The organism is Rhodococcus sp. 05-2254-2 (assembly GCF_002259095.1).
Taxonomy (GTDB): domain Bacteria; phylum Actinomycetota; class Actinomycetes; order Mycobacteriales; family Mycobacteriaceae; genus Rhodococcoides.
Genome location: NZ_NOZJ01000016.1, coordinates 1 through 16,634, shown reverse-complemented (window position 1 = coordinate 16,634; position 16,634 = coordinate 1). Strand labels below are relative to the sequence as shown.

Sequence of the window (16,634 nt, the reverse complement as noted above, 5' to 3'; positions counted from 1 at the left end):
TCATCGCTCCGTGCTCGTGTTCACGGTCTGCTGATATGGCATCTCCGATGACGGCGCGCGTTCGCTGCGAACTGCCGCGACGCTCGCCGCAGCAATCCAGACAATGACAGCGAACACACTGGCATAGGTGATGAAACCTCCCGCCTTGATGGGGCTCTCGGGTGCCAGGAGCGGAACGCAGCCCAAAATCTGCACCACGACGACGATCGCCGAGAGTGGTTTGAGAAATCCGGGCCATCCTGCGGCGGCGGTGGTGCACAGGGCTGCGGACACGACGATGACAGCGGCCGGGACGGCACTGAACATGAAGCCCAGTACGTAGGCATCGGAAAATGCGTGCAGTAGTGCGTGGGAGTCCGGGTCGGCGGCCCAGCCCGAGAAGATTTGGAACAGACCGAGATAGACCGTGGCGAACCCCACCCACGCCGTGCCGGCCGCCATCATCAGCATCGGCAGCGGACTGTGCGGTACTTCCCGCCGAAACCGCACGTACAGATAGCACAGGAACCACAGGGCGGCCATCAACGCGATGCCTGCGACGAACTGGTAGATGTATCCGCTGGTGGTGTGGGTGGCGTAGAAAGTCACCACCTCGTCCTCCGGTGAGCCGAAAGGCGGGATCGGTGCCAACACGAAGATCGTCGACGCCAACACCAGCAGGCTGATGATCCCACTTGCGGCGTGCACGATGTGGGGGCGGGTGCGATCGGTGTCGCGTTGGGATTGTGGAGTGTCCATTACTGCACCGCCTCGAGGTTGAGTTGTGCTGCGATGTGCAGGGCGAGCGCCGCGGGGCTGGAGTCTTGGCGCATCTGTTTGGGTGTGACCCGAATGTCGAATTCCCGGTTGATCCGGGTGCTGAGTTCGAGCGCCATCAGAGAGTCGAGGCCGTGGTCGCCCAGAGATCGGTCCGGGTCGAGTGCAGCAGCGTCGACGCGCAGAATCTCCGCGGCGTGTGCGGTGAGGATGCTCTCCAAAAATCGTTGCTGCGCTGGGGGTTCGAGATTCTGCAGTTCTGCCAACGAGGTAGATGCGGTCAGGTCGATCCCGCGTTCTGCGCCTCGATCGGCAGGGATGGCCGCGAAGAACGACGAGGTGCGAAGTTTGTCTGCGAGCATCGACTGCCACCCGGGGTCGAGGATCGGGAGGTAACCCGCGCGCGGCCGGTCGTAGCGTAGGAGCGCATCGCACGCGTGGAGGCCCTCGTCGGGGTCGATCATGGCGTTCCCGCGGTCGGCGAACATCGTGCCGCGCCCGTACTCGGCCCACGCTCCCCAGTTGACACTCAGAGCTGGCAAGCCGTGGTCCCGCCGCCACATCGTGAGGCCGTCGAGCAGTGCGTTCGCCGAGGCATAGCATGCCTGACCCGCGAAACCCACGAGTGCCGAGGCCGAGGAGAATCCGAACCACCAGTCGAGTTCACTGTGCGCACACGCCTCGTGCATCTTCAACGCGCCGTGCACCTTCGGTGCCCACACGCGCTCCATCAACGCATCGTCGACCGTGGTGATCGCGGCGTCGTCGACAACTGCTGCTGCATGAATGACCCCTCGCAGCGGCAGTCCGGTGGCGGTGGCAGCACGGACCAGGTCCGTGGCCGTGTCCCCGATCGCGATGTCTCCGCGAACGATCTCGATATCGGTTCCACCCGAACGCAACTCGTCGATGAGTGCCATCGCCTCGACCGAGGGCGCGGATCGGCCGTTCAAGACGACCCGTCCGGCACCGTGTTCGGCGAACCACCGCGCAAGGATGAGGCCGAGACCGCCCAAACCGCCGGTGACCACGTAGGAGCCGTCGGCGCGGATCACCGGTACGTCGTCGGGGCGGATCGCTGCGTGCCCCTCACCGTCCTGTGGAACGGTCAGAACGAGCTTGCCGATGTGATCTCCCGCAGCCAGGGTGCGGAACGCGGTGCTGGCATCGCTGAGCGGATAGGTGGTGTGCGGGGTCGGGGTGAGAGCGCCCGAGGCGAGCAGTTCGTGTACTTCGCGGAGGACATCGCCGAGTTCGTCGTAGGGCAGAACGCCCAAGTCGACACTGTGCAGAGAGATGTTGCGACGGAACGGGAACAGCCCGATCTTGGAGTCGGCGTAGATGTCCTTCTTGCCGAGCTCGACGAATCGGCCGCCGATGCGCAGCAGGTCCAAACCAGCTCGTTGCGCGGCGCCGGTGAGCGAGTTGAGTACAACGTCGACGCCCTCGCCGCCGGTGACGTCTCGGATCTGCTCGGCGAACGCGGTCGATCGAGAATTGAAGACACGTTCGATGCCCATGTCGCGCAGGTACTGCCGCTTGGCGGCGGTACCTGCGGTGGCATAGATGGTTGCGCCGAGGTGTCGAGCAACCGCGATCGCTGCGAGCCCCACTCCGCCGGTCGCCGAGTGGATCAATACCCGCTCACCGGGACGAATCCTGCTCAGCCGATGAAGCCCGTACCACGCAGTGGCGAACACGCTGGGCCGCGCAGCTGCAGCAGCGAACGTGACGTCGTCGGGAAGTCGGTTGACTTTGCATGCGGGGACCACTGCGAAAGACTCGAAGACGCCTGGATGCATTGCGGCCACGCGATCGCCGGGTCGGAATGTGGTGACCGATGATCCGGTGGAGACAACTGTTCCGGCGCAGTCGAATCCGAAGGGCATCGGTGCGCCGTCGACGGTCTTGTACAGACCCATCGCGTTGAGGACGTCGGCGTAGTTCACGCCGAGTGCCTCGACTGCGATCTCGATCTCGTCGGCCGCGGGCGGACGGGCGGTGGTTGCGACCAGTTCGAGGCTGCCGAGGTCGCCGGCGTGTTGGGGAGCGAGCGCGTAGCGATCACGCCCGAAACGAATGGGGCGGTGTCGGCGCTCGTTATCGCGCAGCGGGGCCACTTTCAGCCGCGCCAGGAAGAGTTCGCCGTCGCGTAATGCGATCTCGTCTGCGTCGTCGTCGGCGAGGAGGATCTGGGCCACCAGTGTGGGCTCGGCAGGGGATGACACATCGAGGTGACGGATACCGAGCTCGGGGTGTTCGTGACCGATCACTCGGCACAGGCCGCGTACCGCAGTCTGCTCGAGGTTGCGGCCGTCGCCGGAGCCGACCCTCTGAGCATCATGGGTCACCACCCACAATCGCGGCCGGTGTGTGTCGGTACGTTCGACGAGGACGCGAACGAGCTCGATGAGCTGTCGGATGCGGTCTTGGGCGCGCTGCGCAGTGTCGTGGTCTGCGGTGTTGGTCGGTGGGGCGCAGAGCACCACCACCTGATGCGGAGGATGCGCCGCTAGGTCGGCGTCGAGTGCGTCGGAGTCGGTGTGAAAGGCGCGAATATCGATGTCGTTGCCCAGCGCGGCTGCGAGGTCGACGGTCAGTGGGTCAGTGGTGCTTGCTTCGGTGAGGACGAGCCATCGCCCGGCCTGTGTTTGGGGCGCGGGGAGGTCGGCGCGTTCCCACTCGACGGTGAGGAGTCGTTCGGCCAGTCGCCGGTCTGCGGTGGCCAGCCGCACGCCGGTGGCTTCGGCGACGACGGTGCCGTCCTCGTCGAGCAGTGTTATGCCGCCGATCGCGAGCTGTTCGTCGAGATGGTGCAGTTGAGCAAGGCAGTAGCGAGCGTGGTGGGGGTTGCGGTGTACCCGCAGCGAACCAACTCCGGTGGGGAAGGCGTCGCGGATGAGGGCCGGGTGAGACGCCAAGGTCTGAAGGCAGCCATCCATCAGAACGGGGTGTAGGGAGTACGCGTCGACTTGGCTTCGCGCGGTGGCGGGAAGCGACACTTCAGCGAAGACGGTCTGCGCTGTACCGGTGTCGTCGGACAGGTGCAGCGCGGTCATCGCTGCGAACGCGGCTCCGTGGTGTACGCCAGCCCCGTGGAACTTGGCGTAGGCGTCTTTGGTGTCCAGAGGCGTCGGATGGGAGGCCAACAACTCGGCAACGTCGAGACGCTCGGGTTCGACGGGTGGCCTGATTCGGAGTGTGCCGCTGGCAAGGAGGGTCGATGCATCGCCGTCGTGGCGGGTCAGTGACTCGAACCGAACCGATTCGTGTCCCTCGGGCCGGGTGCGAGAGGACACCACAGTGTTCTCGTGGAGGTGAAGCATCTCGTGGATGACGAGATCGGTTATCTCGACGCTGCCCAGGTCGGCTGCGAAGACCGACTGTGCGGCGACAAGCCCCATCTCGCAGTAGCTCGCACCGGGCAGTGCTGGCTGATCATGGACCTGATGATCGTCGAGGTACTGCAGATCGCGGCCACTCATGGTGGCCTGCCATCGGTGCTCGTCATCGGCGTCTATCGGTGTCATGTGGACGCCGAGCAGCGGATGAGCGTCGACGCTGGCTCCGGGCTTTTTCACGTGCAGGGCCAGGACGCCGAGATCTTCTCCTGCCCAGGTGGGAAGTGGAACGTCGACCAGCTGACCAGAGGGGTATACGCGCTCCCAGTCGACGGTGACGCCGCTGCAGTGCAGGTCCGACAACTGGGGGAGCAGGCCCAGTGACTGGTCTCCGTCGCGGCGCAGCGTTCCGATAGCGGTGGCATCTCGACCGATCGATGTCGCGGTCTCGGTGATGGCGTAGGTCAGGAGTGGATGTGGTGAGAGCTCGACGAAAATTCGGTGCCCGTCCAGCACCGCGGCAGTCACGGCATCTGCGAAACGCACCGGCCGCCTGAGGTTGTCGACCCAGTACCCGGCATCGAAGGCCGCGGGTTTTCTCGGATCTTCGAGCACAGTGCTGTAGACCGGAATCTTCGCGGCGTCGGGGGCGAGGCATTCGAGCTGTAGCGCGACATCGTCGAGAATCGAGTCCACGTGCGGTGAGTGGGATGCATAGTCGACGGCAATGGTTCGCGCATGAAGATCGCGCGCGTCCCACTCGGTGACCAATTGCTTGACCCGGGCGGGGTCTCCCGCAACCACGGTGGAAGTGGGGGACACGATGACCGCGACGGTGACGTCGTCGATTCCGGCGGCCTCGAGCTCAGCGGCGACCTGCAGGTGGGGTAGCTCGATTGTGGCCATCGCGCCGCCGCCGGCGATCCGGGTGACCAATTGGGAACGCCGGCAGATCACCTTGACGCCGTCGTCGAGGGTGAGCGCGCCGGCGACAACGGAAGCCGCGGCTTCGCCGAGCGAGTGGCCGATGACCGCGGCTGGCTCCACGCCACGTGAGCGCCACGCCGCCGCGAGAGCAACTTGCACGGCGAAGATGGTCGGCTGGATCTTCTCGATCCCGGTCACGGTCTCGTCGGCCACGAGTTCACCACGTACCGAAAACCCTGCTTCGCGCGCGATGAGCGGCTCGAGTTCATCGATCATGGCTGCGAACGCCGGTTCGGTGGAGAGCAGTTCGCGCCCCATTCCCGCCCATTGAGACCCTTGCCCGGAGAACACCCACACCGGTGCGCCGCCGTGGCTGCCGATGGCAGCACTGACCACACCCGTCGCGGGTTGCAAGGCTGCAATGCTGCGCAGTTGGTCGGTCAGTTCCTCATGTGAGGCCGCAAGTGCGACAAGACGTTCGGTGCGATGTTCGCGGTGGCGTGCGAGCGTGGTGCCGATGTCGGTGAGCGAAGCGTGAGCGCCGGGGCCCGTCAACCACTGCGCCACGCGGCCGGCTGTCTGTGCCAGGGCCTGGGGTGTGCTGGCCGAGAGCAAGATCGGCTGGGCTGTCGTACTGTCTGCGGGTTCGTCTGCGCTGGGTGCCGTCGCTGCAGCTTCTCCGACAACGACGTGAACGTTGGTTCCGCTGAACCCGTATGACGAGACTGCGGCCAGCCGAGGTGATCCCGGGTTGTCCCATTCTGTCAGCTCGGTCGGAACGTACAAGCGGGTGTCTTCGGAGGATATGTCGGGATTCCATGACGTGAAGTGCAGATTTCCTGGAATCTGCTTGTTGCGCAACGACATCACGGTCTTGATCAGCCCTGCGAGACCCGATACCGACTCGGTGTGCCCGATATTGGTCTTCACCGACCCGAGAGCGCATGGTGTGTCGCCGTTTCCGTAGACGGCAGACAAGGCTTGGAATTCGACCGGATCGCCCGTGGGGGTTCCCGGGCCGTGCGCTTCGACGAACTCGACATCTGACGGGTCTACGCCCGCCACACGGAGTGCACTGCGCTGCACGGCTTCTTGAGCTGAGGCGGATGGGACGACGATGTTGTCGGATCGGCCATCGGAGTTCGCCGCCGACCCACGTATGACCGCCAGGACACGGTCACCGTCGCGCTCGGCGTCGTCGAGGCGTTTGAGGGCGATCACCGCGCACCCTTCGCTGCGTACGAATCCGTCTGCCGCAGCGTCGAATGCCGCGCATCGTCCGTTGGGTGAGAGCATCGACCACTGCGAAAACAGCACGCCGACCTCGGGACCGAGCTGCAGCATGGCCGCGCCGGCCAGGACGAGATCGGTTTCTCCAGAACGCAGGCTCTGGCATCCCAGGTGCACCGACAGCAGCCCCGATGAGCATGCGGTGTCCACCGCAACCGAGGGGCCGTGAAGCCCGAGGAGGTAGGACACGCGACCTGCTCCCACAGAATGGGCATTGCCGGTCATGACGTACGGGTTGTCGACCAACGAATCGTCGAAGGTGCGCAATAGATAGTCGTGGTGGGCGAGACCGAAAAAGACACCGGTCTGCGAGTCTTTGAGTGAGCCCGGAGCGATGCCTGCGTGTTCGAGTGCTTCCCAGGACATTTGGGTCAGTAGACGGTGCTGCGGGTCCATCGCTTCGGCTTCGTATTCGGTGATGCCGAAGGCCGTGGTATCGAAGCCACCGATGTTGTCGAGAAAGCCGCCCCATCGAGAGACGGTGCGACCGAGGACGCCGGGCTGCGCGTCGTAGACGTCGTCGGCGGCCCAGCGTTCGGGCGGGACCTCGCTCACGGCATCGCCGCCACTGGCCAGAAGATTCCACAGTGCGTCGGGGGAATCGACACCGCCGGGGAACCGGCAGCCGATTCCGACAATGGCGATGGGGTCTACGGTGGCTGCGTGTCGGTCGGGGCTGTTGGTAGCGTGCTGCACGGTGAGATCAGACATGGTTGAGCTCGCTTCTGTCCGAGGTGACGGGGGTGACGATCATGGGGAGGCTGTTCGGGCGTGGCATCGCCGCCGCGACGCGGCGCACGGTGTGGCGGGGAGCCGGAATCAGTCGCCACCGTCCGAGGATCGTTGCCAGTGCAATGACCGCTTTGGCCTGGGCGTAGGACTCGCCTATGCACCGGCGATTGCCCTCGCCGAACGGGAGGAAGGCGGTGCGGTCGGGTAGCTGGTCGCGGTCGACGAGCCACCGCTCCGGACGAAAGGAATCCGGGTCGGTGAAGGCGGATCCGTCGCGGTGCAGGTCGATCTGGCTGAACATGATGTCCGCGCCTGCGGGGAGCTCGACCCCGTCGATGACGACATCGGTCTCGGCGCGGCGGAAGAGCATCAGCAGTGAATATCGACGAAGCACTTCGTTCACCACGGCGCGGGTGTAGGTGAGGTCGTCGATGTCGGTGAACTCGGCCGGCCGGCCGTCGAGCACTGTGCGCAACTCGGTACGGAGTGTGCGTTCGACGTCCGGGTGTTGGGCAATCTCATGGAATGCCCACGTCAGCGTCGCTGCGGTTGTTTCCGTGCCCGCCATCATGATCGACACCAGTTCGTCTCGGATGAGGTCTTCGCTCATCGCCTCGCCGGTGTCGGGATCTCGGGCAGCGCGAAGGTGGGAGAGCAGATCTGCGCCGTCTCCGCTCTGGTCGGTGCGCACGACGTGATCGACTGCTCCGCGCAGGCGGTCGGCTGCGCCCATGAATCGCCTGTCGAATCCCGACGCCTTGCACAACCAGGACGGCAGGACTGTGCGGGCGACCATGCCGTAGGTGAAGATCGGTAACGATCGAATAATCTCTTGCACAACGTCTTTGGGTAGGCTTCCGGTGAACATCGATCGCGCGATGGTGGTCAGCGTGAGCTCTACCATTGCTTTTTGCACGATGACTCGCTGTCCGGGAACCCAGGATTCGGCGAGGGCATGGGATTCGGCGGTCATGATCTTGGCGTACGAGGCAATCATCTGCTTGTGGAACAGGGGCTGGATCAAGCGACGCTGCCGCCGGTGTAGCGCGCGGTCAGAGGCCAGTAAACCGTTGCCGCTCAATGGATGTACGGCTTCCCACACCATTCCTTTGCCGAACGAGCGGGCGTCTTTCACGAGGACGTGGTGGGCCAGCCGTGCGGTGGTGAAGAAGTAGATCGGACGCTTGCCGATGAAAATCTGAACCATGTCGCTTTGCGCGCGCAGGTCGGCGAAGAAGTCGAAGGGGTTGCGCATCAGCGGAAATATGTGGCCGAGCATGGGCCACTTACCGGGTGCGACCGGTACCGCTCGGGTGGGCGGGCCGTCGTGCGTTTGCTCAGTTCCGGTGTACGGGCATTGCGATCCAGGCTGCATCGATGAGTCGCTACTGCTCAAGGTGTGTCTCCGACCAAATCAGGCCTGAAGCCGAGTACCAGCTCCAGGGCGTGGATGTCGAGCGATTCGGGAAGCGAGGCTGTGTGATCAATGGCACTGTACAAGTTACTCCGGCTAAGTGTAAGTAGTTAGTCATTACTAATTTGTAAAAGTTAGGATCGGTGGCATGGACCAACAGCGGAAAATGAGCGGCGCGGACCGGAGACAGCAGGTTCTGCAGATGGCCGCAGACGAATTCGCAAACGGTGGACTACACGGAGCATCGACAGAGTCGATCGCCCGGCGGGCCGGAATCACCCAGGCCTACATCTTCCGAATATTCGGCACCAAGAAAGCACTGTTCCTCGAGGTCATGACCGCGTCGTTCGAACGGCTCACCGAGGGCATGCGCGAAGCCGCCGGCGACGCGACCGGGCAGGACGCACTGGCCCTGATGGGTGCCCGATACAACGACATGCTGACCGATCGCAGCGCGCTGCTGCTCCAGCTACAGGGGTTCGCCGCGTGCGGCGACCCCGAAGTCCGCGACGCGGTCCGGAACAGTTTCGGGCGCATGTGGAAGACCGTCGCCGACATCACCGGGCTCGACGCCGTCACCATCAAGGCCTTCCTGGCCTTCGGGATGCTCCTGAACAATGCCGCTGCCCTGCAGGTATCCGAATTGGAGGAGCCATGGTCCGAAGGCGTGCGAACACGCATTCAGTCCGGTCTGTTCGATCACATCACCAGCGAGACCAACCGATGAGCGCCGACGCGGTCACTCACGAGTCCCAACCGCCGAAGCTGCTGGTTCCATCGTTGGTGTTCATAGCGCTCGTGGTCGCCGCGGTAGGAAGCCTCGGGGCACCACTGATCACCAGTGTCGCCACCACACTGCACGTATCACTTGCCAGCGCCCAGTGGACTCTGACCATCACGTTGCTGGCCGGAGCCATCGCGACCCCTGTCCTCGGACGACTCGGTGCAGGCCCCCACAGACGAGCAACCATCCTCGCGACCCTCGCCGTCGTGGTGACCGGCAGTGTCCTCACCGTGATCCCACTGCCGTTCGCATGGCTGCTCGTCGGACGCACCGCACAGGGAGTCGGTCTCGGCCTGACCGCCCTCATGATGGGCGTCGCCCGCGATCACCTCCCCAAAGAAAAATCGGCCTCCACCATCGCCTTGGTCTCCGTCGCGTCGACCATCGGCATCGGCATCGGTTATCCACTGGCCGGCCTTCTCGTCGAGGTCGGCGGCCTTCGAGCTGCATACGGACTCGGGGTGGTCGTGACCGTGATCGCGTTCCTGGCTGCCTATCGCAGCATCCCGGCCTCACCCGCTGGCCGGTCGGCTCACGTGGACCTGCCCGGCGCAGCACTGCTGGCCGCAGCGCTGTTTCTGGTGCTGTTTCTCGCCAGCGAGACCAGCCTGTGGGAAAGTCACCTCACCGGTGCCCTGGTACTCGCAGTGATGGCAATCGTGCTCCTCGCCGGATGGACACTGATCGAACGTCGCACCAGAGAACCCCTGGTCGACATTCGATTGCTACGGCACCCGGCAGTCGCGGGAGCGAACGTCGCAATGTTCATCGGCGGCATCGGCATGTACCTCTTGCTCACCCTGATCACTCGCTACGCACAAACCCCCAGCAGCACTGGATACGGATTCGGCCTGACCACTTTCGTCGCCGGACTCGTCCTCGTGCCATTTTCCGCGCTCGGATTCGTCGCGGGCAAAGTGACACCGCGGGCACGTGAACGCATCGGTGCCCCTTTGGTTCTCGCGGCCAGCGCGGTGATTGTTCTCATATCGTTCGTGATCTTTGCGACGGCACGCACGAACATCGTCGAGCTATTGGTTGCAATGGCCATCCTGGGCTTCGGCGTGGGTAGCTTCTCCTCGGCGATGCCCGGCGTCATCCTCGCTGTCACCCCTAAAGACGAGACATCGAGTGCAATGAGCGTCAACCAAGTCGTTCGCAGCGTCGGATTCTCCCTCGGCAGCGCTACCGGCGGACTCATGCTCGCGGCCGGCACGACCGGTGAGTTCCCCAACGACGGCGCGTATACCGTCGCGGCGTGGATCGGAGCCACGGTCATGGCCGTCACTGCTATCACATGCATTGTCCTGCATCGGAGGTCGCCGCAACGCGCATCGTGAACACGGACACCCACCCGGCCCGCCCAGAGAAGGAAACTGGGCGAGCCGGGTGGCTGCGCGTACGGGTTTCAAGACTAAGTCGAGAGGTTGCGACTGGTGCGCAGGAAACCTGTCATGTACTCGATCAACGTCCAACCCCCGGACTCGTCATATGAGTTGCTGCTGGACAGATGTCCGAGCGGATACGACTCGACCGCAATCGGTGCGATCTCAGCGGGTCGAATCGACCCCACGCCGAATAGGGCCATCCGCCTGCGTCGAACGTCCTGACGAACCCGGTAGAGGGTGCCGTCGACACCGACTGCGTGCGGATCGCGCATCTGCATGAACGACCAACCGATGACCGATGACTCGAAGATCTGGCGACCGTTCCAGCACGTCCGATTCAAGAAATCAGCATCGATATAGGGGCCTAGGGCCGGCACCGGGCGAGGCGAAACCCCGTACTCCTGTGCCAATCTCACGAACTCAGTGACAGCCAGCCAGCCCTCGGCTTCTTCTCGAGACTCCCGCTCGCGAACCATCTTCAAGCGGGCCCGCTCGGCGTCATCGAGACCATGGATATTGTCCTCTATGCCCACGCGCTTCACCGATCCTTATGCATGAGCTCGACGGCGTTCTCCTGCAGTGAGTCCGCTATCGACCTCAGTTTTGGAGTTGGCCTGATCCAGTGACTGGATGAGTGTCATGATCGAGAGAGTACCTCGTGGATACGAGTCGAAGTGTATGTCGCACGTGCTGTCGATGTTCATATCTGTGTGGCTGCTGGGAAATCGGCCCCGAACTCGTCGATAACGGCAGGACCGACAGGTCTGCGAGCGACAAGGGGACGCAGCAATTGTTGAATGGTGGCCGTGATCGGCCAGTGCTCGACTGGTAGCGAGTCGAGCAGTAGGGTCACGGCGGTTTCTGTGTCTGGGTCGTCCATGACGGCGGATAGCCCGTTGAGGATTATGGGCGTAGTTCGGTCGATCAAAATGGTCAGTGTTCCGAACTCGTGGTCCACGAACGTTTCTACAGTGGAAAAAGAGACGAGGAATGTGTCGAATTTTTGGTACTGAGCGTCGTTGAGCCCGAATCGATCTTGGGTCTCCAGCTCCGCGGTCAAGATATCATAGATCGCTATTCCGTTTAGGGGTGGTCCATCAGCTCGGTGCGCCGCGCGTTTATCCGAGACGGGGGTGGCCCACTTAGTGACCGCTTGCATCGTTTGGGGTGGTAATTCGTTGTTTCTAAGGATGAAGTCAGCTTTGTGAAAAGTCTGTTTGCTATTCCGAAGTGCTCTGAGGAGAAAGTAGGCATTGATCTGTCGGATGCCCCGTCCGCGAAGTGCGGCAGTCAGTTCGGTGAACACAGGAGTCAGGTCATCGCTGTTGCACGCGTGTGACAGTGCTATTGCAAGACCATTGAAGTCCTGTCCGGGGTAGCTGTCGAGGCAACTTATCGCTGCGCTTATGTAGGCCCTTCGGGAACTGGGTGCTCTGGAAGCGAAGCCGTCATCGAGGACGTTGCAGGCCAGCATAGGGGCTGTTGGGACCGTCTCGTGGAGGCCGCCACTTCGGCGATCGCAGGCGGTGACTAGCTGCACCAGATCATTTTGTAGATGTTCGCGTTCTTTGAAGATTCGGCCGGCGGCCAAAAGCCATGTGTTTCGCCAATGGGGGTGGTGGGCGGTGAGTTGAAGCAGGGCGAGGACTTTCGTGTCTTGTCCCATCGTCAGCGCGTTTGCTCCCATCAGTTCTTGCATACTGCGAACTTCGAATCCTACTCGGTCGTCAGTAGGGACGAGTAGAACCAGTCGGTGCGTGGCAGCCCTGACCAGTCTGCTCGCTATAGAGCTCACGTCTCGGGGACCGAACTCCTGGGTGATGAGTCGGGTCCGCACTATCTCGTCGAGTCTCGACGCAGGCATTGTTGCTTCCGAGCGGCTGCTGCTTTCGGCGGCCACGTGCAGTTCGAGCGCGACTTGGCAGTGCAAATGGAAGACATCGGGTCGATGTTCGTTGAGCAGTGCGGACAGGCCATGGACCCCAGGCTTGTCAATTTCCCGTTGATAGACGGTTCGGTAATACAGCTCGAAGAGGCTGTAGCGGTCGAGCGGTAGGGTCCCGAAGCTTTCGACAATGAACGACATGATCGTCACTTGCAGTGGGGTTTCCATCAGCCGTGCTGTGTTCGGGTCTTTGGCCGCGGTTCGTAGCCTGCGTAGGACGGTGTCGCGTCTTTCGGCGTCGTCAGCCAGCCTCAACCGAACGAGGTCGGTTCCGAATCGTTGCGATTGCGTGGAATTGAGGCGACTCAACGTGAGCTCGGTGAACAAGTCGCTATCGAAGCGTTCGTCGTAGCCCAAAGGCCGAGTTGTGGAGACCAGCAGTAGGTCTGCGTCGAGCTGGTCCGCAGCTTCCATGAAATCGGTGATCCGTTCGATCAGGAGTCGACGCATGGAAGCTGCGCTCACCTCGTCGAGACCGTCGAGTACGACGATCCACGGCCATATGCGTAACCACCCTTCAAGATCGCCGGGACTGAGAGTGCGACCGGCGCGGTTGCCGATGACTTTTGAGAGGTATCCGAGGACACTCAAATCCGGGACCGACGACAGTTCGTCTGCGTACAGTGCGAGGTCGATGCGGATGGGCCAACGGAGGTTTCGTGGCTTTGTGATTCCTGAGCGTTCCATCGCGCTCTGCGTGGCCGAGGTGATTGTGGCAACTTCGGGTGTCATGTCACCGCGGGACAGAAGGCCGCTGCGGTAGATCTGTGCGATCAGTGCGCTGAGTGTTGTTTTGCCCTGTCCGGGTCCGCCGATGATGACCCAGTGCGGTCGTCGTACGCGGTCTTGGAGGCCGCTGCGGAGGACTTGATCGGCGTGCTCGATGATGTGCGCAATTGTCTGCACATCGTGGGGGTGTCCGTCCGGACTCTCGTAGCGTCCTGGCAGGTCGCGTCCCGCTTCTTCTAGCTTTGCTCGTTGGCCTGCTGTTGCTCCAGATTCCGAGAATCGAACCCAGTGCTCGTTTCGGAGGCATTGTGCCGCATGAAGTCTCATAGCGGGTCCGAGATCGGAAGAACTGCTTCCTGGTGCAGTGTTGGCACCGATACAGGCGAGAACATCCCCGATCGTTAGAAGGGCAGGGAATGCATAGCGGACACTCGGGTGCCCGTCGATTAGCGCGGTGATCTGCGCATGGTGCCAGATGCGGATGGCGCGAATCCCGAGGCCGTGAATGGGGTCCTTGTCATCGTGGAGCCTGCCGAGCAGGTAGTTGTTCAGTTGATCGATGCCACCGGAGACTCCATTGCTCGACAATCTGACATTTGAGGCGAACACCATGTAGTCAGGTGGACGCATACGCGACCCTTTGTCCATGGCTTCGACCCACCGGAGCAATTCGGCGTCAATTTGCTTCTTGAACCAGACGAGGTTCGATGCCGGGTCACCCTGGTCGTAGTGGAACTTTGCTTGGAATACGGTGTACCCGGTCCAGTGTTCGTGCACGTGATCGTCTGTGCCGGCGGACCAGTCAATCGTGCCGGCGTAGGTCGCTTCGCGGCCTCCGTCGGGGCCGTCGCCGAAGGCTTCTATCCCGGCCCCGATTGCTCGGACGCACAGCGCAACGACGAGCTGCTCGAAGGGCCGGCTTCCCAGCTGATTGATGTCGTAGTCCGGCACAGGATCAATCATGCCCTCTATGGCTTGTCCGGCCCTGTGTATTTGAGTGGAGGCGCACCCAAGGCAGAATCTGGTGCAGCCCGACGAAAACGGGCGTGCGAAGCGATCGGGCGGCCCCCGGCCTGTCCTTTACCGACCGACAGAATGTCGATCCCTGGCGGTTCAACAGCTGGCCGGGCGGGTGCAGACCGCGCGAGTTGGCCATTAAGGGAGCCATTCTGGAGCTCCGAAGCGATGAATGAATTCCAGGTCCAGCTGCTGCAGATGGGGTGCTTGTTGGAGGCCGATGACGCGGGTGGCTGCAAGCCAACAGCTGTCCGGGTCCGATCGCTTGAGAATCAGATCTTGATGCCACTGGCCATTGCGTGCGGTGAAAAAGATCCTCCAGTACGCCGAGTCCGGGAGGCTGATATTCACGTTGTAGTACTCGGCCGGCGCGACGAGGTTCCCCCAGTCGAGGCGGTGTAGATCGGTGCCGGGACTGACATTCATGTCGACGATTCTCAGCGATAGGTCGTAGAGGGGATACTGACCGTCCTTGAGAACTGCGGCGTGTTGAGCGGTGCCTGCCTTCATGTCATAGGTAGAAAGCATGAAACGGGCGGTGGTGTCGCCGCCGGTCTGGTTGCCGTTAACTCGATCGTCTGAGTTCTCGTCTTCGAGATAGAACTGGCGGCGTACAGGGCCCATGCGGGGCATGTCAAGGATCGCTACGCACCGTTCGAGGTGGTAGAGCTCGACATCGCAAGACGCAAGGTTGGAAAGTTTGGTTCGCTCTCCGACCGTCAGAGCTTGGTTGGTTACAAAGACAATGCCGTTGGCACCGTTGGTGGCCACGCCGGCAACGTCTCCCAGAAATTTCTTCTTGACTGCGCTGAAAGTTTTTCTGGTGTTCGGAAAATAGGCCGCCATGACCCATTTCTTGCCGTCGCGGTGGGCTATTGCGTCGTGGGCATTGTCGGGACCGCCCATCGGCTGAGAGGGGTCGAGGTTTTTGAAGTCGTCTGCGAGAAGGATCTGGGCAGCGAGGCGCTCCGACAGTTGTCCGTGCGTCCAGTCGCGGAGTCGGTGCAGCGTTTCATCGGGCCTTTTCGGTGCCATGTCAGTCGATCTCCTGTAGGGAAAGTTGAGCAGTCCTATTCTGTCAGGCTCGGTAAAATCGCCTGCGCACTCGGTCCCCGGCACCGAGTGCGTCGGGGACAATTGCGGCTGCTGCCGGGTTGCGTCCTGCTGATAGTTGTGATCCCAAACGCTCTGTTTATCAACATGTTTCGATGACTCTTACGTCTTCCAGTGCAAGTGTTTCGATGGTAGATTCAGAGGCGTTCTGTTGATCGGCGGACTGACCATCCGTCACCCGAATTGAGAGGCTGAAATCTGCCATGACATCGATCGTCGATTCAGTGTTACCAGTTGCGTCCGTGCTCGAGGTGGCCTTCGACAATGGGTCTCTAGGGGGTGCCGACTGGTCGAACCGGGCCGTCGTGCTCGAGGCCTTGCCAAAGCCCCTGGTTGCGGGATACCCCGCAGAGGGGACCTATGTGCAGATAAGTGATGGACGCGGCGGTATCGCCGCGTCAGGATGGTTCTCGGTCGATGAGCGCAATGCCACCGAGACCCATGCAAGCGTTGCTGTCGTGTGGCGTGAGCCGTTGATGGCCGTGGAGCACACCTACAAGAGCTGGACGGGGTTGGTGCGTCCACGTGACATCTCACCGGTCACTGTGTCACCTGGGGTCGCTCCCGCATGGTTCGGTGAGTACGTGCGGCCGATCCACGAACGGGCCGCCGTCGAACGGACCTTGCAGGCCGTACGCGAGAGCGCCAATACCGAGCGTGCGAACCATCACGAGTGGATCAGGCGGCTGAATGAGTCTGCATGCGAATGGGCGGACGAGAACAGTCTGTGCAGCGAGTTCGAGAGGTTCTGCGAACAGTGGGGGTTCGAAGGCCGAGAACGTGATTTCGATGTAGAAGTGGATGTCACAGTTTCATTAACAATGACGCGATCGGCGCGTAGCCAAGAAGATGCGGACGAGTCCGTAGATCTGGACGATGTACGGCAGCATCTACGGGACAATTTCTCGTATCTCGATGTGAATTTCACTGTGGGGGAGTAGTAGCCGTACCACAGTGGGGTGCGCGCAGCGTGCCCCACTGCGGTAGCGGTTGATCGGCCGGGGCGCGCAGCGGTCCGAAGGTTGTACCGATACGAAAGATATTGTCAGACAATCAAGATAGGTGATTCGTTGGCCGTTGGCGCGCAGCGCCCGGCAAGGAAAGTCCGCACTAGGCCGCCTTGGCGGCCGGCTTCTGGCGGTGGGCGCGCAGCGCTCACCGGAGCCACCGCACGCAATGGCCAGTGGCATCAAGATCT

General features: G+C 62.3%; 9 protein-coding genes. 3 read left to right on the top strand and 6 right to left on the bottom strand.

The genetic code is table 11. The features are described 5' to 3' along the window. The 3 genes from CH283_RS18615 to CH283_RS18605 are packed head-to-tail and all read right to left on the bottom strand — an operon-like array spanning nt 1 to nt 8,421. On the bottom strand, nt 1-738 hold the full coding sequence (locus CH283_RS18615; protein ID WP_052049304.1) for a hypothetical protein: 738 nt from the start codon (nt 736-738) through the stop codon (nt 1-3). Then, on the bottom strand, nt 738-7,025 hold the full coding sequence (locus tag CH283_RS18610; RefSeq protein WP_052049305.1) for a type I polyketide synthase: 6,288 nt from the start codon (nt 7,023-7,025) through the stop codon (nt 738-740). The genes CH283_RS18615 and CH283_RS18610 overlap by 1 nt, the downstream gene beginning before the upstream one ends. Continuing rightward, entirely contained in the window at nt 7,018-8,421 is a 1,404-nt protein-coding gene (locus CH283_RS18605) for a cytochrome P450 (RefSeq protein ID WP_230596631.1), read from the bottom strand. Before CH283_RS18605 ends, CH283_RS18610 begins: the two co-directional genes overlap by 8 nt. 187 nt (nt 8,422-8,608) lie before the next feature. Here CH283_RS18605 and CH283_RS18600 point away from each other — a divergent pair, with 187 nt between their 5' ends. Both CH283_RS18600 and CH283_RS18595 read left to right on the top strand, forming a co-directional pair. Next, nucleotides 8,609-9,187, top strand: coding sequence for a TetR/AcrR family transcriptional regulator (locus CH283_RS18600; protein ID WP_230591897.1), 579 nt, complete (start codon nt 8,609-8,611; stop codon nt 9,185-9,187). Then, nucleotides 9,184-10,584, top strand: coding sequence for an MFS transporter (locus tag CH283_RS18595; RefSeq protein ID WP_032364850.1), 1,401 nt, complete (start codon nt 9,184-9,186; stop codon nt 10,582-10,584). Before CH283_RS18600 ends, CH283_RS18595 begins: the two co-directional genes overlap by 4 nt. A 74-nt stretch (nt 10,585-10,658) precedes the next feature. On the opposite strand, the gene CH283_RS28365 is transcribed toward CH283_RS18595, so the two are convergent. From CH283_RS28365 to CH283_RS18580, 3 genes are all read right to left on the bottom strand, one after another. Further along, a complete protein-coding gene (locus CH283_RS28365) occupies nt 10,659-11,174 on the bottom strand; it encodes a hypothetical protein (protein ID WP_141215918.1) in 516 nt (171 codons plus the stop codon). A 158-nt stretch (nt 11,175-11,332) separates the two neighbouring features. Continuing rightward, nucleotides 11,333-14,269 carry an NACHT domain-containing protein gene (locus tag CH283_RS18585; RefSeq protein ID WP_032394243.1) on the bottom strand — a complete coding sequence of 979 codons (2,937 nt, stop codon included), beginning with the start codon at nt 14,267-14,269 and terminating at the stop codon, nt 11,333-11,335. A gap of 192 nt (nt 14,270-14,461) precedes the next feature. Next, entirely contained in the window at nt 14,462-15,358 is an 897-nt protein-coding gene (locus tag CH283_RS18580) for a hypothetical protein (protein WP_032364853.1), read from the bottom strand. Between the two features lie 281 nt (nt 15,359-15,639). Here CH283_RS18580 and CH283_RS18575 point away from each other — a divergent pair, with 281 nt between their 5' ends. Beyond that, nucleotides 15,640-16,377 carry a hypothetical protein gene (locus CH283_RS18575; protein ID WP_141214626.1) on the top strand — a complete coding sequence of 246 codons (738 nt, stop codon included), beginning with the start codon at nt 15,640-15,642 and terminating at the stop codon, nt 16,375-16,377. Nucleotides 16,378-16,634 lie beyond the last annotated feature (257 nt).

What these genes read in the sequence shown, in the direction of transcription:
- CH283_RS18585 (WP_032394243.1), bottom strand. Translation starts at nt 14,269, where the DNA reads ATGATTGATCCTGTGCCGGACTACGACATCAATCAGCTGGGAAGCCGG.
- CH283_RS18600 (WP_230591897.1), top strand. Translation starts at nt 8,609, where the DNA reads ATGGACCAACAGCGGAAAATGAGCGGCGCGGACCGGAGACAGCAGGTT.
- CH283_RS18615 (WP_052049304.1), bottom strand. Translation starts at nt 738, where the DNA reads ATGGACACTCCACAATCCCAACGCGACACCGATCGCACCCGCCCCCAC.
- CH283_RS18595 (WP_032364850.1), top strand. Translation starts at nt 9,184, where the DNA reads ATGAGCGCCGACGCGGTCACTCACGAGTCCCAACCGCCGAAGCTGCTG.
- CH283_RS18575 (WP_141214626.1), top strand. Translation starts at nt 15,640, where the DNA reads ATGACATCGATCGTCGATTCAGTGTTACCAGTTGCGTCCGTGCTCGAG.
- CH283_RS18580 (WP_032364853.1), bottom strand. Translation starts at nt 15,358, where the DNA reads ATGGCACCGAAAAGGCCCGATGAAACGCTGCACCGACTCCGCGACTGG.
- CH283_RS18610 (WP_052049305.1), bottom strand. Translation starts at nt 7,025, where the DNA reads ATGTCTGATCTCACCGTGCAGCACGCTACCAACAGCCCCGACCGACAC.
- CH283_RS18605 (WP_230596631.1), bottom strand. Translation starts at nt 8,421, where the DNA reads ATGCAGCCTGGATCGCAATGCCCGTACACCGGAACTGAGCAAACGCAC.